The organism is Thermoplasma volcanium GSS1, assembly GCF_000011185.1.
Lineage (GTDB): Archaea > Thermoplasmatota > Thermoplasmata > Thermoplasmatales > Thermoplasmataceae > Thermoplasma > Thermoplasma volcanium.
This window is the reverse complement of sequence record NC_002689.2, coordinates 300,658-320,739: the sequence shown is the minus strand read 5'-3', so window position 1 is coordinate 320,739 and position 20,082 is coordinate 300,658. Positions and strand designations below refer to the sequence as shown.

Below are 20,082 nucleotides of genomic sequence, written 5' to 3'. Positions count from 1 at the left end.
TTATGTCACCTGAAATACTTCTCCCTAATATTTTTGCCTACTTTAAGGGACATTTTTATTGCTTTCTTAACGTCATCGAGAGTGAATACTCCTATTTCACCTTTTTGCATAGCCCTTATATGTCCATCTTCAGTTGTAGTAACTGTAATTCGACCACCGCAAATTTGATCTTCTTCCAGCGAAGGATCGCAAACGAGGGTATCACCTATCTTTACCATGGTAACAGATATAGGCGTATTGACGACAGGCAACTTGAAATCTTCACCGCCTTCTCTAGATGCAGGGACAATAGCATTCCTGAGTGCAGAAACAGCCGCGATAGTACACGCATCAATAAGATTACCATCATAGTCAAGAACGTTTATGTCGAGGAAGACGATCCATACCTTCTTGCCCTGTTCGATAACAAGTTTGTCAGGGCTTATCATCTTGCTCTCCCTTATACCTCTATCGACAACCCTTGAAACTTCTATTGCTAGATCATTTGGAGGGCCAGCCTCGAAGCTAGGAAATGCTATTGGGAGAAGCTCAACGTTAGTCGTGAGTACTCCTTGATCCGGTGTGTCCGGGAATGGCTCCCCCGCCTCAATCTTAACACCCGCTACAACCCTCGTCTTGCCGAGGGCAACATAGGCTGATCCATTTGCCCTTGGTACGTAGTTTTCGATTATCGTTATTTCTCTAAATTCATCGGGTAGACGGCCATCGATCCTCTTTCCACCTTTCATTGTGGTAAGTATATAGTTCTTCCTGATCTCGGATAGTATTTCAGCAGACTCTTTAACCATTCTTATTCACCCCCTTCTATGCCCTCTATCTTATACTTATTAAGAAGGGCGTTTCTCTGTATCTGAGATATCTTCTTAGTAGCCTCTATGATCATTGATGTTGCCTCATAGAATTCATCTTCCGTCACATCACCATCCATTTGCAGAAGTACTATTTCACCTGTTTTAGGCATAATAGCCATAGGTATGTCTGCCTCACCGAAGTTATCTTCTTCCTTCGATAGATCAAGCACGATGTGTCCATCCACCTTTCCAGCTGTGCACCCGACGACCATATCCCTCATTGGAATGCCTGCGTCTGCAAGTGCAACTGTAGCTGCAGTTAATCCAGCGATTCTAGTGCCAGCGTCAGCCTGCAATACCTCAATATATACATCTATTTCAGCCCTCGGGAATTGTTCAATCATAATGGACGAACTTAAGGCTTCAGAAATGACTTTTGATATTTCCATTGTTCTCCTATCTGGGCCAGGCCGCTTTCTTTCATCAACTGAAAATGCGGCCATGTTGTATCTGGCTTTAACAACCGCATGATCTATATCCTGCGAGTGCTTCGGATAAGCTTCCTTTGGACCATACACACCTACTATTATTTTATTGCCTCCCCATTCTATGTATGCCGATCCATCAGCTCTGTTTAATACACCTGCTTCGATCTTTATGGGCCTAAGTTCATTGAATGATCTTCCATCGAGCCTTAGGTTATCTTCATTGATTAGCTTTATCTTGCTGGTTTCCGTCTTTATCACCCCTTAGTTCTTTCAAAAAACTCTCAACACGTACAGTTAGGCCCTCAGTATGGGCCTCACGTTCTATCATCTCAATAGCCGCTATGGCCATGGTCACACCTTCAATTGGACCGTCGATCCATATAAGGCCGTTCTGACCGATTATGATACGAGTTGATGTGAGCTCTTTGACCATGTTGACCATGCCACCGCCCTTCCCTATGACCCTTGGTACTCTTGATGCATGGATAAGCACCATATGGCCTCCTTCCAGTTTTTTCAGGCCTGGTTCCTTTAGGGTCAACCAGCTCTCTTTGATCTCGTTTACGCTCATGATCTTTGCGTATACGTAATCGCCTGAGTTTAGGTATCTCTTCAGATCGCCAGAAGATATCCGCCATGGAGTGTCGTTCATATGAAGCATAGCAAAATAAGGCGAATTGATATCCACGGTCCAAGTAGAAGGCCCAACCTCTATTATTTTCCCAATTACCTTATCCCCCTTTCTTGGTATATACTGGCCTGAAAAGGGCACAACATCAACGTACTGGTCACTAACCTGAAGCGTGCCGAAATATTCCGAATAATACTTGTTGTCAGGGCCTCTATATATTCCATTCCTGATCTTGCCCTGAACCTCCACAGGGTCTCCAGGCAACACTATTTTTTTAACATCGCCCAACTGATACACCTTCTGTCCTTTTTTGCAACTTTATTGTTATTCTCATAATATACTTTCGTTTATTTTATAACCCTTATCTGTACCTTATCTCCCCCACGCCTTGAGAGGCTCTCGATTATATCCCCCTGGATTCCTGCTGGAACTTCCAATATGCCCATCCACGAACCGTCTTTGCCCCACTCCTCTTTTGTTATGTATCCAGACTTAGCCAGTTCTCCATAGAGTTTTCCATATGCATCGCCAACAAGTTTTACAGCTAGCTTAGCTTTCTCAAATCTTATAGGTATAATAGGCATGATGGCTTTAAGGACGCCCTGAACCTGCTCTTCAGCACTTTTAAATGGATCGATCTTTACCTTAGCCTCTTCCATAGCCTGGGATATTCTATATGGTGTGTGAGGGGTATTAGTTTGTGGGTTTATTCCTTCTCTGGCAATGATATTTACTATCTGTTTCCTCCTTTCATCATACATCTCCCTTCTCTGCTCTGTCGTCAACTGTATTTGGCCCTTTTTGACTATATCAACAACTATCTGTGCTATATCTGTTGTCTTAAACGCCTCTTTCAATGATTCTTCGCTTGCCTTTTCGCCTTTTCTGGCATCTTTATAGACTTCGGGCATAGCTAGATCGTTTTCTATATCGATATTTCCCTTCCTTATCCTCTCTATTGCATCTGGATCGACAAGTATCTCAAACTTGTAGCCATGAGATTCAAGCCTAGCTACAATGGCATCTTCTACTCGTACCATAACTAGTGAATTCCATTAAAAATAAAAATATGTCACATTACAGGAATTTTTTTACTTCTTCTGCACCATATATTCTGTATTTAGATCCCACTGTAATGGAAGCTATTTCAGGGGCCTTTAGCTCTTCCCCTTCTTCTAAGGAGGCCTTAAGCGCCTTTATGCCGAGTGTTACTGCCTCTTTTTCCGAAAGCCCTTCTTTGTATTCCTTCTCTAGAAAGCTTACCACTGCGTCCTTTCCTGATCCTATAGCTGTCGCTTTATACTCGTTTATCGTTCCTGCTGGATCACAGTCAAACAACCTCGGCCCAATCTGATCTATTCCTGCAAATATAAGGGATACACCGTAAGGCCTTACGCCACCATATTGCGTATATTGTTGCATTTGATCGGCAACTCTCTTTACTAGATTCTCGATATTTACAAGGGAACCGTATGTAACTTTTTCCTGCTGTGCACTGATCCTAGCGAAGTCGATAAGAACCCTTGCATCAGCAACAAGACCTGAAGTCACAGCGGCAACATAATCATCAATAAGCTGTATCTTTTCAAGGGAATTCTGTTCTATTAGTTTGCTCCTTATCTTTTTGTCAGATATCAGAAGGACGCCGTTTGAAAATTTTAATCCAAGGGCAGTCGATCCCTTTTTTACAGCCTCTCTTGCATATTCAACTTGAAATAATCTCCCGTCGGGAGAGAATACCGTTATCGCTCTATCATAAGCCATCTGACCCTGTTGCATATTATCTCCTCCAGTCGCTATAATCAAACGAATAATAAAGATTTCTTTTATCTATGAAAAGTGATATTTAAAATATATTACTAATATATGAGTATTTACTCAAATTTTATATATCCTAATAAAATACCTCATTATGTTCAGTGACTTTGATAGCAAGCTCACGAGGTTCCAGATTAAAACTGTGATCGTAAGTGGTATAGGCATCTTCTCAGATTCGTATAACTTGTATGCTATCGCGTTAGTCTATTATATAGCAGCATTTTACCTCAATCTAACACCACCAGAAAGCGCACTCATGACTTCGGGGGCATTCATAGGTGCGGCTATAGGCGCGATATTATTCGGCCTTATAGCCGACAAGATAGGTCGGAAGCCGGTGTATGGCCTGGATCTAGCATTGATCACCCTTGGATCTTTCCTGCAGTTTTTTGCAGTTAATTTCACTTTATTGCTTATATTCAGAATAATACTTGGGCTCGGGATAGGTGGGGATTATGTCCTCTCACCTATAATAACTGCTGAGAATGCAAATTCAAGGGACAGAGGGAAATTGATGATAATGACGTTTCCTATAATGGCCGCCTTTGGTGCAATGCTAGCGGCGTTCGTAGATCAGGTTTCAACTATTCTTTTGCCATCGTCTCTTGTATGGAAAATAGTTCTCGCATTTGGCGGAGTCCCAGCTCTATTCGTGATATACTTCAGAAGGAAAATAACAGAAACTGCAAGGTACTCCGCTATTGTTAAGGGTTCTTCTGTAGATATTATGAGCATAGAAAAAGAAACTGGAACGAAGATAGAGATAACAAGAGATACAAAGACTTATTCTTATAGATTAAAGACTTCATTAGTTCTTGTTTTAATTTCTTCAGTGTTATGGATACTTTATGATATGTATTCGTCTACATTTGCTATATACGGACCGATAACGATTGCCAAAAACCTCGGATTAACTCCTATTTCATTTACGTACTATGCAGAAATTTTTGCAGGTATACCTGGAGCCATTGTTTCCGCTATGTTGATTGATAAGATTGGAAGGAAGCGCCTTATAACAATAGGATATCTTGGAGTGTTTTTCTGGCTTCTGCTTTATGGGCTGCTTCTGATGAAGTCTCCGATATTCGGTTCCAAGATACTTTCTGGAATCCTACCAACCGGCCTTGTTGGTGAAGCAGCATTTGCTGGCTTTTCATTCTACATTATGAATTACTTGTTTTCAGCGATGGGACCAGCTTCAATAATCGGTGGTGCAATGGTCACTCCGGAAATAACACCTACGAAGGCAAGGGGAACTTCACAAGCAATCACTGTTGGCCTTGACAGGACCGCAGATGCCCTTGGATTAACTGCCTTCCCACTTCTTCTTGCGAGACTTGGATTGCCATTTCTCATCTTAGGATTTTCCGCTATTGCAATACTCTCGATCATAATAATGAATGTTGGCATACCGGAAGCCAGAGGGAAAAGCCTAGAAGAAATAACAGGGGAAACAGCAGATACAGGTATAAGAGGTTCAATTGGAAAATAAATCAACTCTAGAAGGATCATTGAGAAACATTAAATCATTGTAATTAATGTTATAGTGTGATTAACGGCAGTGACCCGAGATACAACTTTAACGTTGCCCCTTATCCTTACTGCAGGTTATGCAAGGGGCATAAACATATGTGCGGTCTTAGGGTCTGCCCAATACTAGAGAGATTTCAAGAGGTATTCCCTCGATTAGATCTCCACGGAGACATAAGTACGAGCACACCACCTTCCATATTCATAGGTGAGTATAACTATCCTTCGGTATATGGCGGGATCATGTCTGTCGTTGATCCTGAAAGGCCGTATGCCCGACGGGATATGTTTGACCTTGGCATGCCAGAAATTATCGAAAGAAACGCAAATCTTTTTAGAAATGTAAAAACGGTATCGGTACATAATTTAAGCGAAAAAACTGTAGAACAAATTCAAGAAGCTGCAATGGCATTGAATGAACTTAGAGTTGAAAGCAGGATAGTTGGCAAAGAAAAGCACTTCGATTTTTTTGATAGCCCAGTAGGGCCTATGTATAAATCTGAGAACATTAAGGTCTACGGGAACGCTAAAACACCCAGAGCAGCACAGGATGTTATATACGATATTGATCTAAATTCAACAGAGGCACTTAAAATCCTTTACATGAATAGTATAGATATTAATTATATCACCGGACTCTTATCGGGAGGTCTTTTAGGTATCGAAAAGAAGAGGAAGCTAGTACCTACTAGATGGTCAATAACTGCCGTCGATGATACTATTTCGAGATATCTTAAGAGCGACGCATTAAACTACGAATCTATAGACAAACCTATGGTTTTTTCATATTCCAGATTTGGAAATCACTTCAACATAATACTCCTGCCAAGGGGAACTGCGTTTGAAATGCAGGAATACTGGGAAATAGGATCGCTTTGGGGTAGTGATGGAAGAGTCTCTATAGATTTTGAATTCGAAAGCCCGAGAAATTCATATGCAAGCGAAATAACCGGTGCTTATTATGCAGCAAGGCTTGCGGTTTTCGAATATTTATCAAGGATAAGAAGGAGCGCCTCTGCTATCGTACTTAGGAGAATTTCTCCAGATTACTTTGCTCCCCTTGGAGTTTGGGTGATCAGAGAAAGCGTAAGAAATGCCCTTAAGGGCAAACCAGCTATATTCGAAAGCCTTGAAGATCTTTTCAAAGTCCGTTTAGAAATAGCGGAATGGAAAAGATATTCACCGGTCATAAAACGTTTTATGACTCAGAAAACGTTGACAGACAACTATTGAGAGATAAGAATGTACAAAGGAAGAGTATTTGACAATCATTTTCACCTTAATCCAGGCGGGAACTACAAAGAGGCTATTGGAAGATTTATTAAGGCGGGTGGCACATCGATAAACCTCACAAATCTTCCGCTACACGACAGAACGTCAGGATATTACGAAAATCTATATGAATGGAATATAAAGATGTCAGAGAAGATAAGATCAGAGTTTGGAATAGAAGTCGTTGTAACAATAGGGCCATATCCATTCGACTACCAATTTTTTTCAAATGCTGGTTTGGATCCGATTAATGAAATGAGGCATGGTTTAGAACTAGCTGCAAAATTAGTATCAGAGGAAAAAGCTGATGCCATTGGGGAGATTGGATATCCGCATATTCAAGTTGACAAAGAATTAATGGATGTATATACAGAAATGCTATCCGAAGCATTCGAAATAGCTGGAAATATAGATTCGCCAGTCATATTACATACGTATGACCTGGATTGCAAAGATTACGAGCGCTTGGAGAGTCTTTCATCGAGCTTTGGCAAAAATGTAAAGGTAGTCAAACACCACGCAAGGCCAAACGATCTGAAATGTAATACGCATATATTCCGTTCAATTGGCGCATCCAGAAAAAATGTAATTGAATCAACGGCGCTGTCAAAAAAGTTTCTTCTAGAAACTGATTTTATAGACGATCCTCTATACCGAAACAAGTATTTGCCGCCGGATTCTGTTCCCAAAAGAGCATTAATGATACAACAGCAGATAGAGAATGCTGACGAATTGCTGTATTCTATATTTGAAGAGCTTCCCGCACATATTTACGGAAGACTGAAGAAAACCTCTTTTTAACTATTTTTACCAATAGCCCTCATTTACGTAGTCTTCGTAAAGATCTGCCAATGCATTTTTGTTATTTTCTTCGCACTCTATTATAGACCTTAGGGTTTTTTCAATATTAGTGCCGTTATACTCCTTTGACATAACCTCTAGGATCCTATGAAGCTCTTCTTCCTCTTTCATGGACTTCAGAAGAACACTTTTCACGTCAGATATGTCCGATACATCAGAATTTTTAACAATGTGTTCTATCATGGCGTAACTATTTGTGTTGTTTATAGAGACATCAAATTCCTTCTTTCTAATTGCGTCTTCTATGCGCCTTCTTGTCTGCTCCTCCATATCAGCTACTCTAAGCATCATACTCCTCACATTGTCGGGCACATTAGAATTTGCCATTTTACGGTAGTTTAGTTCTCGGTTTCTCTTCAATTGGGCTATCCTTCTTAGTAGTCCCTCCAAAACTTCGTCTTCACTCCTCTTTGATATAGTTTTGTTTTCCTGAGTCATGATAGCTAATATCATGATATTGTCATTAATAAACTTACCTATAAGTCTAACTTTATGCTTGATATATCTTTGTATTATAAGCATATAATATGCAAGAAGATTTCAAATTTTTCCTATTCTATTATAATTAGAGGTATAAGGGCAAATAAAATACTCAATCTAGTTAATCGGATAATTGCCAACTGGAGCTCCAAAACCATTTTAGCTTTCTAATATCAAAGTTAATTCTATATATCCGCATTTGATAGCCATGCCGGAGGACTCTCTTACGGTTTTCTCCAAAATTTATAATTGGGCGCATGGCCTAGCCTGGATAGGGCAACAGCCTCCTAAGCTGTAGATCAGGGGTCCAAATCCCCTTGCGCCCGTTACCTGTTACCGAATATTTTTATTATCGTGCCAATACAAATACATAAGACGGTCATTTGAGCCTTTATATTTAAGAAGTTGTAAAAAAATAGCAGATATGTTAAATTATAGCATGGACGAAATGTAATTCGCAATGCTGCCTATTATCCTTTCGTTAACCATTGATAGTTTTTTCCAAGAGAATATAGATGGTTCAAGATAGCACGATAGCGAGCATTTATTGCAACTTTCGTATTGGGACCAATCGTATGTATTCCATAGCCTAACTATGTCCGTTTCCCAAACTTTGCTGGACCCTGCATACTCATTCAATACGTAGCAGGGCATAACGATCCTCCCCTGCGGATCTATATTTACAGTGGACCATGGTTTGCAGGCCCATTTTATGCCATAGTACCAAGATGATATCAACGTGTCAAAGTATTCCTTTGAATTTACTATAGGGTACCCATCTTCCTTCATCTTCTTCAAAGACAGCAGCACATCGTAAAGCGCTTTCTTTTCTGGAGAAAGATTGTTTGCCGTACTGTAATCATACGATACCTGAACATTTATTCCAACTCCCAAATCTTTTGCTAATTCTACGACCTTTGTTATCTCATTCATATTGTACGTTGTTATGGTTGTGCTTATAGCGACCTGAACGTACTTTTTAGCTTCTTCTATCCCTTCCAGGGCGTGTTCAAAGGAACCTGGTACTCCCCTTTGCTTGTCATGTGTTTCTTTTAATCCATCAATTGAAACGAAAAGATAATCCAGATACTTTGCTATAGATGAAGCCCTATTCTTAAGAAGCCACCCGTTAGTAACTAAAGAAGTATGAAACCTTCTATGCGATTCCCTGAGTATGTCCTCAAGATCGTTTCTCAATAGAGGTTCTCCGCCTTCAAACCCCATAAATGAAACGCCCGCAGATGCCAGTGAATCCATCATCATTATCTCCTCATCTATACTGAGAAGCCTTTCGTCCTTCCTCCTCCAGAATGGGCACATATCACACCTTAAGTTGCATGTGTAAAGCAACTTATGGCCGGCAATGAAGGGCATCTTTTTGCCACGCATACCACCCATCTTTCTCTTTATAGACCTACCTATAATAGGTTCTATTATAGCCATTGTAAAACCAATCTAATACTCTATATAAGCATTATTAATATTAAAAGATAAATATATTAAAATTAATTTACCATTTAAGTTTAAGGTCCCTTGCTGCTTTAACTTCGTCAATCCTACGTACCGCCGTATTTTTTGGCCTGGATTTTAGTTCCTCGTCACTGAGTTTAAGTGCCTCAATAAGAACATCAGCATAGTTGTCTAAATCGGCCTTACTTACAGTTTCTGTTGGCTCTATCATCATAGCCTCCTTCACTATCAAGGGGAAATAGACTGTTGGTGAATGTATTCCATTGTCTAGTATGTACTTCCCTATGTCGAGTGCTCTTTTGCCTGTATTCTCTGTTGAAAGAACGAATTCGTGTTTCTTAAGTGGATAGTATGGAATATCGTAGTATTTTTCAAGCTTCTTCTTGAGGTAGTTTGAATTTAAAACTGCCCTTGCGCTTACGTTTTTGAGGCCGTCATCTCCATTTCTGATTATGTACGACCAGGCCCTTAACAAAATCGAAAAAGAACCGTAGAAGGACGAAACCTTACCAATCGTTTTCTTAAGTTCATAGTTAAGCCTGTAAGAATTTCCATCAAAATCGACTATAGGCACAGGAAGGAAATCTTTAAGGAATGATTTTACAGCAACAGGCCCGGCACCTGGACCTCCGCCTCCGTGTGGAGTTGCAAAACTTTTATGGAGGTTGAAATGGACTATGTCAAACCCCATGAGACCTGGCGATGTGATGCCAAAGATTGCATTTAAGTTTGCCCCGTCGTAGTATAGCAACGCACCAGCATTATGAATTATCTTTGCAATCTCTTCTATGTTTTGTTCGAATATGCCCAATGTGTTTGGGTTCGTTATCATAAATGCTGCAGTCTTTTTAGAAACAGCTGCCCTCAGGGCTTCGAGATCGACCATTCCTTTGTCATCGGATGGAACCTCTACGACATCGAACCCGCCCATTGTTGCAGATGCTGGATTTGTTCCATGCGCTGAATCTGGTATTATTATCTCTGTTCGATCTTCTCCTTTATCTTCAAAATACTTTTTCACTATCAATATGCCAGTAAATTCACCGTCAGCACCTGCCATTGGCTGCAAAGATACGGCGTCCATATCAGATATCTTTTTTAGGTATTCCTGAAGGTCGTACATCACGTGAAGAGCGCCTTGAACTGTATTCTCAGGTTGGAACGGGTGTATATTCCTGAATCCATCAATAGCCGATACTCTGTCAGCAAATTTTGGGTTGTACTTCATCGTGCACGAGCCCAGCGGGTATATACCAACATCAACTGTATAATTCATCTGCGAAAGCCTGGTATAATGCCTCACCACATCATATTCCGAGACCTCTGGAAGTTCTAGATCCTTTCTTTTAAGGTTCTCAGGCAGTATGCTTTCATCAACTTGTTCAGAGAGGCTGAAGGTATTCGAAGACTTGATATCCTTTATAATCGGTTCCTCATAATAAGCCTGCTTGAAATTCACATTATCACCTCCAATGCGTTTACGAGCGCCTTAATTTTTTCATTATCGGTTTTCTCTGTTGCTGTGAAAAACGTACCTGAGCTATACTTAGAATCCTTTATTAGCGATGTTAACTTTATTCCGCCAAGAATGCCTTTTTTTGCCAAATCAAGCATAACGTTTTTATCGATACGAAAGAGAGTATCCGAAAAGGATATGGAATCAAACACCTTCTCTATTCCTATGTTGCCTAAGCTCTCAGCTAGATTTTTAGAATGCTTAATTGTTAACAAGGCCACCTTTTTTAAACCTGATGAACCGAGTATAGATAGATAAGAGCCTGCAGCAAGAGTAAGCAGAGCCTGGTTAGAGCATATGTTGCTCGTCGCCTTTGCCCTCCTAATGTGCTGTTCCCTTGTCTGCAGAGTCATTACAAAGGCCCTCTTTCCGTCGGCATCAACAGACTCACCAATGAGCCTCCCAGGTGATTTCCGAACATAATCAGCTTTAAAGGACATTATTCCTAGCAACGGGCCTCCAAAGTTCATTGGTATTCCAAGCTGCTGACCTTCAGCTATTGCTATATCCGAACCATACTCACCTGGAGGCTTAAGAACGCCCAGAGATATTGGATCAACGTAACTTATTAGTAAGCTTTCCTTCTTAATTTCCGAGATCCGGAAAACATTTTCATCAATAACTCCATAACCATTGGGGTTTTCTACAACAACTGCTGATGTATCTCCATCTATTCTTGACTGAAGATCATCAATATCTATTTTTCCTTCCTCATTCATCTTGTACTTTTCGATCTTCATGCTAAGTCCCCAGACATAGTTCTTGAGAACAGATAATTTCGAATCATAGGTAGACTCTGGTATTAGTATCTTATTTTTCCCGTTTATTCTGTATGCCATTCTGGCTGCCTCACCCAGTGCGGAATAGCCATCGTACATAGAGGCATTAGTAAAATCCATTTTGAACAGATCAGATATTAAGCTTTGGTACTCAAATATGGACTGGAGCATGCCCTGCGAAACTTCTGGCTGGTATGGGGTATATGAATCTAGAAATTCGCTTTTACTAATAATATAGTTAACAGCCTCAGGTATTACTCGGTCGTATATTCCGTTTCCCAAAAAGTTCAGCATTTCAGTAGAGTTAAGTGATGCATATTTCCTTGCCCTTTCTAGGACCAAATGTTCGTCTAGCGGAGATCCGATGCCTATTTCCTTTTTCCTAACAGACAGAGGTATATCCGAAAAGAGCTCTTCTGTGGACTTTATACCCAAATAATCAAGCATGGAAGAAATTTCATCCATGAGACAATAAGCGTTTAAGTGAATTTATTTATTTCTGGATCTCCTTGATACGTGATATCATACACCTCTCATTTCACCATACATGATCTTATGAAGCTGCGGCAAAACCCTAACGTTCAGGTCAGTCTCTACTATAGCATCAGCTATCATCCTGATATCGGACCCCCACGCAGGCTGTAGAACATAATTCAAATTTTTGCGATGGCCCCTTATAAAGTTTATAGCGAAGTCCAAGTCTTCACGATCCTTTATTACAATTTTCAGGTAATCTGTATCCCTTATATACTTCAAATTCTCCTCTAAAAATGGCTTTCTCACCTTAGCTGACGGTGATTTTACGTCAACGTCAAGTACTATATTATCAGAGATGGTGAAGTTCCTTATAGGGACGGTTCCGTTTGTTTCTATAAGAATCTTTTTTCCTAGTTTCAAAGAACCTTCCACAAAACTAAGGGCGTCACGTTGAACGAGCGGTTCGCCACCTGTGAAGCAGACCCATTGTTCCTTAGCTTCCTTCACTATATTTAGGATATCGCTTAATGCAATTTCCCTACCTCCATAAAAGGAGTATTTTGTATCACACCATTCGCAGCGTATGTTACATACATTTGTCCTGACAAACAGCATTGGGATTCCGATTAGAGTGCCTTCACCTTGTATACTGTGGAATATCTCAGTTATTAGCACACAAGTCTATCCTATCCCCGTTAAAAAGTTAATGTAACAATGAGAAAATTTTCAGCAGAGTATGAATGCAGATGTCGTTCCAAAACACAAAATTTATTAACATTTTACAGTATTACAGTTTAGTGGTGTAAATTGTCAATAGCCTTCGTTTTAATAAGTACCGTTCCGGGAAAAGAGCACGAAGTTTATAATAAAGTGCTCAAGATAAACGGAGTGGTGGAGGCTCACCCGTTGTTTGGTGAGTATGATATAATAGTTAAGCTGGATATGAAGGACTTTACCGAAATTGGTGAAGTCGTAATAGAAAAGATAAGGACTATAGACGGGGTTATTGACACTAAGACACTGACGGGAATAAAGCTGTGAGGTGAAAGATTGATACCTTGGTCTCCATGGAACTGGGAAGTATTTCTTCTAGTTATTCTTGCTCTGCTAGCCCTATCTCTTATAATACTGGGTATTCTGACAGCGTATTTTGGGAGCGGTAAAAGTCGGGTTGCAGGTGCAGCAATTCTAGTGATTGGTCTAGTCGTAGCAGTAATTGACATAATAGGCCCTAAGTACCTATTCCACTTCGGTATTGGACAATGGGCCGCGTATGTGGCTCTTGGGACAATATTCTACGTTGTAGCGGCTGTAATAGGTGTTGTTATTGGCCTGCTCGTGTTCCTTGGCTTCATAATGAAGACTTAACCTAAACTAATAAGAAAATATTTATCCATTTTTTTAATAGCTCAAAATGAGTTTTTCCGATTACATCTCACGGATAAAGGATAACATCAGGAATAGCATAAAAGGCAAAGCTATTATTGCGGTTTCTGGCGGGCAGGATAGTTCACTTCTGTCTCTTCTCGCAAGCGAAGTATTGGGAAATAATCTTCTATGTGTCTTCATTGATACCGGATTATTAAGGAAGAACGAAACTGGAAGAGTAAAGGATTTCTTCGAAAAACATTCAATGAATTATGTAATAGTTGATGCAGCAGATACTTTCATAAATAACCTAAAGGGTGTAACGGATCCAGAAGAGAAAAGAAAGATTATAGGAAAAACCTTTATAGATGTACTAAGCGAACAGGCACAGAATTTTGGCGCAGAATACCTTCTTCAAGGTACAATAGCGCCAGACTGGATCGAGAGTGGAGGCCAGAAAAGGGATACAATAAAGAGCCATCATAATGTAGGCGGACTTCCAAAGGATATGAAACTGAAACTAGTCGAGCCACTTAGGGACTACTATAAGGATGAGATCAGGGGTATGTCAAAGGAACTTGGCCTACCTACCGACATACAGCCTTTCCCAGGGCCTGGATTGGCTGTTAGGATAATAGGCGAAGTAACAAAAGAAAAACTCGATCTGCTAAGGGCAGTAACTGACATAGTAGAAAGAAAAATTTCAGAGGCAATGCCATCTGAATCAAGACCATGGCAGTATTTTGCTGTACTTTTACCAGTAAGAACCACGGGCGTTCATGGGGACAGAAGAGCTTATGGACTTACAGTAGGCATTAGGATGATAGAGACTACCGACGCTATGACTGGTACATTCAGCAAGCCGTCGTGGGATCTTCTTGAGGATATATCGAATACTATAACTGATGAAATCCCGGAGATAAACCGAGTAGTTTATGATATAACCAATAAACCTCCGGCAACCATCGAGTGGGAATAAAAAATTACACAATAATATAAACGTTATATAATCAAACTAACAGAAATAGTGGGAAGTACTTCCCAAATACTCATCCGTTAGTCGGAACTTTAATAGAGCATTACAGTTAAATAACGACCTTTCTTAATCAAGGAAACGAGGTTATTGATGAACCTGAAGAGACCTCATGTCTTCTTCCTGCCTAGCTTTGCAGGACGGACAGACCCCCCTTACAAAAAGAGTTATGTTTTCGAAATCCGCGTCTGCATTTTCTCCCAGCAACTTTATTAGCTTTTCCTTGTCGATCTTTATATCAACAATATTACCGCAAACCTTGCACATTAAGTTTGCGTGTAGCTCAACTTCATTTTCAAACCATGTTGTTCCATCCACATCGAAGGAATTTATGCATCTGACATCTGCAAAAGCTTTCAGAATATTATAGACTGTTGCAAGTGTAATCGTCGGTATACTTTTCCTTATCTCTTTATATACATCGTTTGCTGTGAAGTGCCCAGGCCCTTTTTTAAGGTATTCTATTACTGCAAGCCTCTGTGGTGTTATCTTATATCCAGCATCTTTAAGCATGGAGACGTAATCTTTAGCCATACTTATCAAACAGTAAATCGCAAATGCATATTTAAATTGTACTAATTAATATATAAACATAATAACTAGGAAATAAAAATAGTTATAATTAAGTCACATAATTATTTAGCCAAGTTGGTTAATAGCATTTCGATGTTATCATAATCGTTGAATGAAAATACTTATATACAGGTATTAATAATTGTTACTGTGGAAGATCGAAGGGAGGCTCTCATTTCCAAACTTATGAATATGCTGGTGGAAAATGGGTTCTCTGTTTCAGGAACAGGGTTTCAGCCTGTCGCAACTTTCGATATAGTTGCCAGAAGAGACGTTGAAAGGTATATACTCAAGGTGCTTTATAATATAGATACACTTAAACAGTCAACTGCCTATCAGCTCATTAAGCTTGCTAAACTGCTGCGTGCAACAGCTGCAATAATTGGTGAAAGAACAGGAAATGGACAACTAGAAGATGGGGTTGTCTACTATAGGCATGGAGTTCCTATATCGTCTGTAAATACATTCGAATCTTACCTCAATGGTGAAAGGCCGTACATATATTCAGGCCCTGGCGGATTCTATGTGAGAATAAATGGAGAATTGCTTAGGGAGAGGAGAAACGAACTTAACCTCTCTATAGGCAACATATCATCCTACTTGGGCGTATCAAGACGGTCTGTTTCGCTATATGAAAATGGTTCTGCGGCCACGATAGACATATTCATAAGATTACGTAATATTTTAAAGGCCGACATTGTAGATCACATTGATCTGTTTAGAATAAACTCAACCGAGATAAACTTTGAAGAAAAAATCTCAGATGAGTATATAGCTAGGATAATATGGCTTCTTCAGAAGTATGGCCTTGATACAAGACCCATATTCAAGGTTCCATTTGACATAGTTGCCAAAGATTCTGACGAGATTTCCCTTATTGCAGCGTTAATAGGTGATGCTCCAGAACCTGAGAGGGTGAGGATACTAAAAAAAATAAGCGATGTCTTCGAAGACGATGCTTTCTTAGTCAGCAAGAGCAATACGTATAGGGAGAGCATAGGTGGCTGTGCGGTGTTGACTATTTCTGACCTCGAATCAATTGAGGACAAGGATGCGCTTATAGGTAAAATAGAGAAGAGAGCAAAATGATTTACGATTTTGGAGAGGACGGGTATAAGATCACACTTTTCGGAGGAATTAAGGGCCTTGTAAGGGATGGAGAAGAACTGAAGAGGGACCTTTATGAGGTTAGACCTGAAATCATATACATTGTTCTAACCCAGGAACAGATAGATGGCCTAAACAACTTCCTAAAGGATCCATTTGAATTATCTTTGTCAGATTACGAGATCATATATGGTCTCCACCTTTCAGCTTACGGAGAGGTGATGACACCACCGCCTATATATATCGAAGCAATTAAATATGCAAACGAAACTGGTACTACGCTTGTTCCATTGGATGTGCCAGAAAAAGAATATTCAGATTATTACTCTAAAAATGTTGGTTTTCTGGATTTGCTGAGAAATTCGTTAAGGAAGAAAAGGATCATGAAAATGGAATTCGGTGATAAGACCCCCGAGGACTTCGTTGAAAAATGGGATGCAGTAATGCATAAGGTGAAAGGCATAGAAAGAGTTGATACTTTCAGATTTAACTATGTTAGGGATAACCTCAAGAGGAATCTAGAAAAGGACAAAGGAAAAAGTGTGTTCGTTATTACCGAGTATGAGTTTTACAAAAATCTTGAAAATTTCATTAAGGAGCTTTAAAGCCAAAAAACATTATGTATATTTCGCTTGATGAGCCCCTTGATGCTGGTGGCTTACTGATCTTGTACGATGAAAAGTTTTTTCTCCAGATCGCTATAAAATCATTGGTCATATCGCCTTGAAATTGCTTTAATAGAACGTTTCCACCATTCCTTAGGTATCTAACAGCTATTTCCATCACTCTCTGGCCTATTTGGTAAGAAACTGCATGATCTCTCGATGGTATCCCGCTAACTTTTGCCATAGCATCCGATACAACATCGTCAACCTTTTCTATGCCTTCTTCACGCAATGCCCTATCAATATCATCGAATATGGTTTCCTTGAATATATCGCAACGTATGAAGCGGACACCTGCAATCTCTTCCATTTCCTGCAAATCTATTGATATAATTTTTCTTGCCAAGCTGTTTAGGACCTGTGTCCATCCTCCTGGAGACGAGCCTATTTCTATTACTGCGTCCCCTTTCCTAACAACTCGGTATCTATCAAGAAGAAACTCTAATTTAAAAGCAGCACGGCTACGAAGCTGTTCTTTTTTAGCCTTCCAATAGTATTCGTCCCTTCTATCTCCGGTCATTGAATCAATTTCCTGTACTGTTCAGCAGTTAGGTATTCCCCCTCCTTCTCGACTTTCATCTTAACGAGCCAGTTTCCATAGGGGTCCTTGTTTATATTTTCTGGATGCTTGGTTAATTCCTGATTCACCTCAGTGATCTCCCCCGTTAGGGGAGAGTAAACATCTTCTGCTGATTTTACGGATTCTATTGTAAGAAGTACATCACCAACCTTCTTCTTATCGCCCACCTCAGGAAGATCGACATAAACTATATCAGTCATCTGAGACTGAGCATAATCTGTTATTCCTACAGTCGCAATACCGTTATCAACCTTGTACCACTCGTGCGTCTTTGTGTATTTCAAACCATCAGGAACGTTGGTCATAATTAATGTAAATCGTGGAAGCCTATATAAATTTGCGATCCTGCTCTTTAATCCCCCTGAAACTAATATTTGCTAGTTACGCAATGCCATACTCCATTTAACATTATAATCAACGTAGCAGATTCCATTGTAAGAAACCTTTTATTTGGTTTGCTTATAATCCAAGGGTAAAGATGTCCGTGAATTATTCGGAAGATAACAATAGGACTGCGGTTGTTGTAGGGCTTCAGTTCGGAGATGAAGGTAAAGGAAAAATAACGGATTTCCTCAGCGAATCATATGATGTCGTAGTAAGGTTTAACGGTGGTACTAACGCGGGGCATACAGTCGTTGTTGGTAACGAAACTTACAAATTCCATCTCCTCCCATCGGGTTCATTGAGAACAAAAGTTGTCGTTTTAGGTAGTGGAATGGTGATCGATCCACAGTCCTTAATTTCAGAGATAGAGATAGTTAAAAAGAATAATTCAAATCTTGCCGTGGTGGTTAGCTCTAACGCGCATGTAGTAACAAAAATACACAAATACCTCGATGTAGAAGAAGAAAAAATTAGATCTAGCATGGTGATTGGAACTACCGCACAAGGGATAGGGCCAACATACGAAGATAAATACGCAAGGAGCGGACTTAGAATGATAGATCTTTTAGATTACAAGACGATAATCGAAAAATTAGACATAATTTATAGAATGCATGAAAATTTACTTTCAAGGTCAGAATTTTCAGATCCCTCTGTGAGAGAGAACTTAGCAAAGGAACTGTACAGTTATGGCCAGGAGTTAAAAAAATACATGTATTACACAGATATACTGATAAACAAGCTATACAACGAGGGTAGAACGATACTATTTGAAGGTGCGCAGGGAGTATTACTTGATCCAGATTTCGGTTTCTATCCTTACGTTACATCATCGAACACGATCAGTGCATCCTCTTATACTGGAACTGGTTTCTCTATGAGAAAGATAAAAAAAGTAATAGGTGTAGCAAAAGCCTATGTCTCAAAGGTAGGTGCAGGTCCGTTTCCCACTGAATTAAACGATGATTTGGCGAAAAAGATAAGGGATGCTGGAGGGGAATACGGCACAACAACAGGAAGGCCAAGGAGAGTTGGATGGCTTGATGTCCCCCTGTTGAAATATGCTGTGCAGATAGATGACGTTGATGAGATAGCTCTAACCAAGGTAGACACGCTTGGTATCCTTCACACAATAAAGGTTTGCTACTCATATGAACTTGATGGCAAGCAGATAGACTATATCCCTAAACATATATCAGAAGTATCTCGTGTGAAACCACTTTATGAGGAATTTGAAGGGTGGGGCGATCTATCTTCAAGCTTGTTACATCCTAAGATGAGAAAATGGGAGATACCACAGCAACTAAGGAGATACATAGATTTTATAGAAGAACAGATTGGGAGGCCAGTAACAATAATATCTTCAGGAAAAGACAGGAGTAAAACTGTAAGGATAGAGAGATGATATGTTTACCAAATTTAATATCTTTCCAATTTTTCGCTGATCTATTTATTTGACGTGCGGTTAAATTTGAATGCAATAAGTTATGTGGTTTTCTCATGCTCTTAAGATGGTAAAACCTGACTACTTATCCTCCAACAATATTATCCAATTATCTCCAGTTTTCCTGATGCAATCCATCCTTATCATCCAAAGCTAAAGCTGTATAAAATGGATAAACCATGGTACTATAAAAGTACGCTGCGAAGCAGGTGATAGAAACCAAGGAACATAGGGAAATTGATGAAGTCAAATTTAAGGAAATAGTATAAACATAAAGATACAACAATTTTATTATTGCCGGTATAATGATCAGACTGGCCTGTTTGGCCAGAGGGATAAAATGTCTCCAAAAGTAAATGAAAAAGCACCAGATTTTGAAGCACCGGACACTGCGCTAAAAATGAGGAAACTCTCTGAATTCCGTGGTCAGAATGTTGTTCTTGCTTTCTTTCCAGGCGCCTTCACGAGCGTGTGTACAAAGGAAATGTGTACGTTTAGGGATTCTATGGCTAACTTTAATAAGTTTAAGGCTAAGGTTATCGGTATAAGCGTGGATTCGCCTTTTTCCCTAGCCGAATTTGCTAAGAAGAACAATCTAACCTTCGATCTGTTGAGCGATTCAAACAGGGAAATATCAAAGAAATACGATGTGCTGCACCAGAACTTCGCAGGCGTGCCTGGCCTTACAGCTTCAAAGAGATCCGTCTTCATAATAGACGGTGACGGAATAGTAAGGTACGCGTGGGTCAGTGACGACCCGGGGAAAGAACCGGACTATAAAGCCATCCAGGAATTCCTTTCAAAGATGAACTGAA

Annotated in this window: 23 protein-coding genes and 1 tRNA gene; 11 read left to right on the top strand and 13 right to left on the bottom strand. The window is 39.9% G+C overall.

What is annotated here, in order from left to right; translation table 11 throughout:
• Positions 1-5 precede the first annotated feature (5 nt).
• The 5 genes from rrp42 to psmA are packed head-to-tail and all read right to left on the bottom strand — an operon-like array spanning position 6 to position 3,689.
• A complete protein-coding gene (rrp42, locus tag TVG_RS01615; protein ID WP_010916566.1) occupies positions 6-788 on the bottom strand; it encodes an exosome complex protein Rrp42 in 783 nt (260 codons plus the stop codon).
• Between the two features lie 2 nt (positions 789-790).
• Positions 791-1,534 (bottom strand): exosome complex exonuclease Rrp41, encoded by a 744-nt coding sequence (gene rrp41 / locus TVG_RS01610; RefSeq protein ID WP_394295254.1) that lies wholly within the window; start codon positions 1,532-1,534, stop codon positions 791-793.
• Positions 1,497-2,207, bottom strand: a complete 711-nt coding sequence (rrp4, locus tag TVG_RS01605) for an exosome complex RNA-binding protein Rrp4 (RefSeq protein ID WP_010916564.1) — start codon at positions 2,205-2,207, stop codon at positions 1,497-1,499. Before rrp4 ends, rrp41 begins: the two co-directional genes overlap by 38 nt.
• A 50-nt stretch (positions 2,208-2,257) precedes the next feature.
• Positions 2,258-2,950: a ribosome assembly factor SBDS gene (locus TVG_RS01600; RefSeq protein WP_010916563.1), complete on the bottom strand. Its 693-nt coding sequence runs from the start codon at positions 2,948-2,950 to the stop codon at positions 2,258-2,260.
• A 37-nt stretch (positions 2,951-2,987) separates the two neighbouring features.
• Positions 2,988-3,689, bottom strand: coding sequence for an archaeal proteasome endopeptidase complex subunit alpha (psmA, locus tag TVG_RS01595; protein WP_010916562.1), 702 nt, complete (start codon positions 3,687-3,689; stop codon positions 2,988-2,990).
• 133 nt (positions 3,690-3,822) lie between these two features.
• Here psmA and TVG_RS01590 point away from each other — a divergent pair, with 133 nt between their 5' ends.
• Genes TVG_RS01590 through TVG_RS01580 form a run of 3 tightly spaced genes read left to right on the top strand, consistent with a single transcriptional unit; the run spans position 3,823 to position 7,331 of the window.
• Positions 3,823-5,220, top strand: coding sequence for an MFS transporter (locus TVG_RS01590; RefSeq protein WP_010916561.1), 1,398 nt, complete (start codon positions 3,823-3,825; stop codon positions 5,218-5,220).
• A 56-nt stretch (positions 5,221-5,276) separates the two neighbouring features.
• The gene (locus tag TVG_RS01585) at positions 5,277-6,491 is read left to right on the top strand and encodes an Nre family DNA repair protein (RefSeq protein WP_010916560.1); all 1,215 of its coding nucleotides are present in this window, start codon (positions 5,277-5,279) and stop codon (positions 6,489-6,491) included.
• Between the two features lie 9 nt (positions 6,492-6,500).
• Complete coding sequence (locus TVG_RS01580; protein WP_010916559.1) at positions 6,501-7,331, top strand: TatD family hydrolase; 831 nt, start codon at positions 6,501-6,503, stop codon at positions 7,329-7,331.
• A 6-nt stretch (positions 7,332-7,337) separates the two neighbouring features.
• Here TVG_RS01580 and TVG_RS01575 read toward each other — a convergent pair whose 3' ends face one another.
• On the bottom strand, positions 7,338-7,829 hold the full coding sequence (locus tag TVG_RS01575; RefSeq protein ID WP_156769043.1) for a hypothetical protein: 492 nt from the start codon (positions 7,827-7,829) through the stop codon (positions 7,338-7,340).
• 293 nt (positions 7,830-8,122) lie between these two features.
• On the opposite strand from TVG_RS01575, the gene TVG_RS01570 reads away from it, so the two are divergent.
• Positions 8,123-8,197, top strand: a tRNA-Arg gene (locus TVG_RS01570).
• Between the two features lie 106 nt (positions 8,198-8,303).
• Here the strand turns inward: TVG_RS01570 and TVG_RS01565 are convergent.
• The 4 genes from TVG_RS01565 to TVG_RS01550 all read right to left on the bottom strand — a co-directional run bounded on the left by TVG_RS01565 (position 8,304) and on the right by TVG_RS01550 (position 12,788).
• Entirely contained in the window at positions 8,304-9,314 is a 1,011-nt protein-coding gene (locus tag TVG_RS01565; protein ID WP_010916557.1) for a PTO1314 family radical SAM protein, read from the bottom strand.
• A 67-nt stretch (positions 9,315-9,381) separates the two neighbouring features.
• Complete coding sequence (gene gcvPB, locus TVG_RS01560; RefSeq protein ID WP_010916556.1) at positions 9,382-10,800, bottom strand: aminomethyl-transferring glycine dehydrogenase subunit GcvPB; 1,419 nt, start codon at positions 10,798-10,800, stop codon at positions 9,382-9,384.
• Positions 10,797-12,101 (bottom strand): aminomethyl-transferring glycine dehydrogenase subunit GcvPA, encoded by a 1,305-nt coding sequence (gene gcvPA / locus TVG_RS01555; RefSeq protein WP_010916555.1) that lies wholly within the window; start codon positions 12,099-12,101, stop codon positions 10,797-10,799. Before gcvPA ends, gcvPB begins: the two co-directional genes overlap by 4 nt.
• A gap of 57 nt (positions 12,102-12,158) precedes the next feature.
• On the bottom strand, positions 12,159-12,788 hold the full coding sequence (locus tag TVG_RS01550) for a 7-carboxy-7-deazaguanine synthase QueE (RefSeq protein WP_010916554.1): 630 nt from the start codon (positions 12,786-12,788) through the stop codon (positions 12,159-12,161).
• A 132-nt stretch (positions 12,789-12,920) separates the two neighbouring features.
• Between TVG_RS01550 and TVG_RS01545 the strand changes: the two genes are divergently transcribed.
• The 3 genes from TVG_RS01545 to guaA are packed head-to-tail and all read left to right on the top strand — an operon-like array spanning position 12,921 to position 14,460.
• Positions 12,921-13,154, top strand: a complete 234-nt coding sequence (locus TVG_RS01545) for an Lrp/AsnC ligand binding domain-containing protein (protein ID WP_010916553.1) — start codon at positions 12,921-12,923, stop codon at positions 13,152-13,154.
• A gap of 9 nt (positions 13,155-13,163) precedes the next feature.
• Positions 13,164-13,481 (top strand): hypothetical protein, encoded by a 318-nt coding sequence (locus TVG_RS01540; protein ID WP_010916552.1) that lies wholly within the window; start codon positions 13,164-13,166, stop codon positions 13,479-13,481.
• Between the two features lie 46 nt (positions 13,482-13,527).
• A complete protein-coding gene (guaA, locus tag TVG_RS01535; protein ID WP_010916551.1) occupies positions 13,528-14,460 on the top strand; it encodes a glutamine-hydrolyzing GMP synthase in 933 nt (310 codons plus the stop codon).
• 141 nt (positions 14,461-14,601) lie between these two features.
• On the opposite strand, the gene TVG_RS01530 is transcribed toward guaA, so the two are convergent.
• Positions 14,602-15,048, bottom strand: a complete 447-nt coding sequence (locus TVG_RS01530; RefSeq protein ID WP_010916550.1) for a Fur family transcriptional regulator — start codon at positions 15,046-15,048, stop codon at positions 14,602-14,604.
• Positions 15,049-15,237: 189 nt separating this feature from the next.
• Between TVG_RS01530 and TVG_RS01525 the strand changes: the two genes are divergently transcribed.
• Both TVG_RS01525 and TVG_RS01520 read left to right on the top strand, forming a co-directional pair.
• Positions 15,238-16,176 (top strand): transcriptional regulator, encoded by a 939-nt coding sequence (locus TVG_RS01525; RefSeq protein ID WP_010916549.1) that lies wholly within the window; start codon positions 15,238-15,240, stop codon positions 16,174-16,176.
• Positions 16,173-16,799 carry a hypothetical protein gene (locus tag TVG_RS01520; RefSeq protein ID WP_010916548.1) on the top strand — a complete coding sequence of 209 codons (627 nt, stop codon included), beginning with the start codon at positions 16,173-16,175 and terminating at the stop codon, positions 16,797-16,799. The genes TVG_RS01525 and TVG_RS01520 overlap by 4 nt, the downstream gene beginning before the upstream one ends.
• On the opposite strand, the gene TVG_RS01515 is transcribed toward TVG_RS01520, so the two are convergent.
• Complete coding sequence (locus TVG_RS01515) at positions 16,786-17,379, bottom strand: SAM-dependent methyltransferase (RefSeq protein WP_010916547.1); 594 nt, start codon at positions 17,377-17,379, stop codon at positions 16,786-16,788. The two genes, TVG_RS01520 and TVG_RS01515, sit on opposite strands and share 14 nt — an antisense overlap.
• The gene (gcvH, locus tag TVG_RS01510) at positions 17,376-17,744 is read right to left on the bottom strand and encodes a glycine cleavage system protein GcvH (protein ID WP_010916546.1); all 369 of its coding nucleotides are present in this window, start codon (positions 17,742-17,744) and stop codon (positions 17,376-17,378) included. Before gcvH ends, TVG_RS01515 begins: the two co-directional genes overlap by 4 nt.
• 173 nt (positions 17,745-17,917) lie before the next feature.
• Here gcvH and TVG_RS01505 point away from each other — a divergent pair, with 173 nt between their 5' ends.
• Both TVG_RS01505 and TVG_RS01500 read left to right on the top strand, forming a co-directional pair.
• On the top strand, positions 17,918-19,228 hold the full coding sequence (locus TVG_RS01505; protein ID WP_010916545.1) for an adenylosuccinate synthase: 1,311 nt from the start codon (positions 17,918-17,920) through the stop codon (positions 19,226-19,228).
• A gap of 379 nt (positions 19,229-19,607) precedes the next feature.
• The gene (locus TVG_RS01500; RefSeq protein WP_010916544.1) at positions 19,608-20,081 is read left to right on the top strand and encodes a peroxiredoxin; all 474 of its coding nucleotides are present in this window, start codon (positions 19,608-19,610) and stop codon (positions 20,079-20,081) included.
• Position 20,082: the final 1 nt, after the last annotated feature.

Bases quoted from the DNA above. Each gene is read 5' to 3' on its own strand.
- TVG_RS01565 (WP_010916557.1), bottom strand. From the start codon at position 9,314: ATGGCTATAATAGAACCTATTATAGGTAGGTCTATAAAGAGAAAGATG.
- TVG_RS01600 (WP_010916563.1), bottom strand. From the start codon at position 2,950: ATGGTACGAGTAGAAGATGCCATTGTAGCTAGGCTTGAATCTCATGGC.
- TVG_RS01500 (WP_010916544.1), top strand. From the start codon at position 19,608: ATGTCTCCAAAAGTAAATGAAAAAGCACCAGATTTTGAAGCACCGGAC.
- gcvH (WP_010916546.1), bottom strand. From the start codon at position 17,744: ATGACCAACGTTCCTGATGGTTTGAAATACACAAAGACGCACGAGTGG.
- guaA (WP_010916551.1), top strand. From the start codon at position 13,528: ATGAGTTTTTCCGATTACATCTCACGGATAAAGGATAACATCAGGAAT.
- TVG_RS01580 (WP_010916559.1), top strand. From the start codon at position 6,501: ATGTACAAAGGAAGAGTATTTGACAATCATTTTCACCTTAATCCAGGC.
- rrp42 (WP_010916566.1), bottom strand. From the start codon at position 788: ATGGTTAAAGAGTCTGCTGAAATACTATCCGAGATCAGGAAGAACTAT.
- psmA (WP_010916562.1), bottom strand. From the start codon at position 3,689: ATGCAACAGGGTCAGATGGCTTATGATAGAGCGATAACGGTATTCTCT.
- TVG_RS01515 (WP_010916547.1), bottom strand. From the start codon at position 17,379: ATGACCGGAGATAGAAGGGACGAATACTATTGGAAGGCTAAAAAAGAA.
- gcvPA (WP_010916555.1), bottom strand. From the start codon at position 12,101: ATGGATGAAATTTCTTCCATGCTTGATTATTTGGGTATAAAGTCCACA.
- TVG_RS01520 (WP_010916548.1), top strand. From the start codon at position 16,173: ATGATTTACGATTTTGGAGAGGACGGGTATAAGATCACACTTTTCGGA.
- TVG_RS01590 (WP_010916561.1), top strand. From the start codon at position 3,823: ATGTTCAGTGACTTTGATAGCAAGCTCACGAGGTTCCAGATTAAAACT.
- TVG_RS01530 (WP_010916550.1), bottom strand. From the start codon at position 15,048: ATGGCTAAAGATTACGTCTCCATGCTTAAAGATGCTGGATATAAGATA.
- TVG_RS01575 (WP_156769043.1), bottom strand. From the start codon at position 7,829: ATGACTCAGGAAAACAAAACTATATCAAAGAGGAGTGAAGACGAAGTT.
- TVG_RS01505 (WP_010916545.1), top strand. From the start codon at position 17,918: ATGTCCGTGAATTATTCGGAAGATAACAATAGGACTGCGGTTGTTGTA.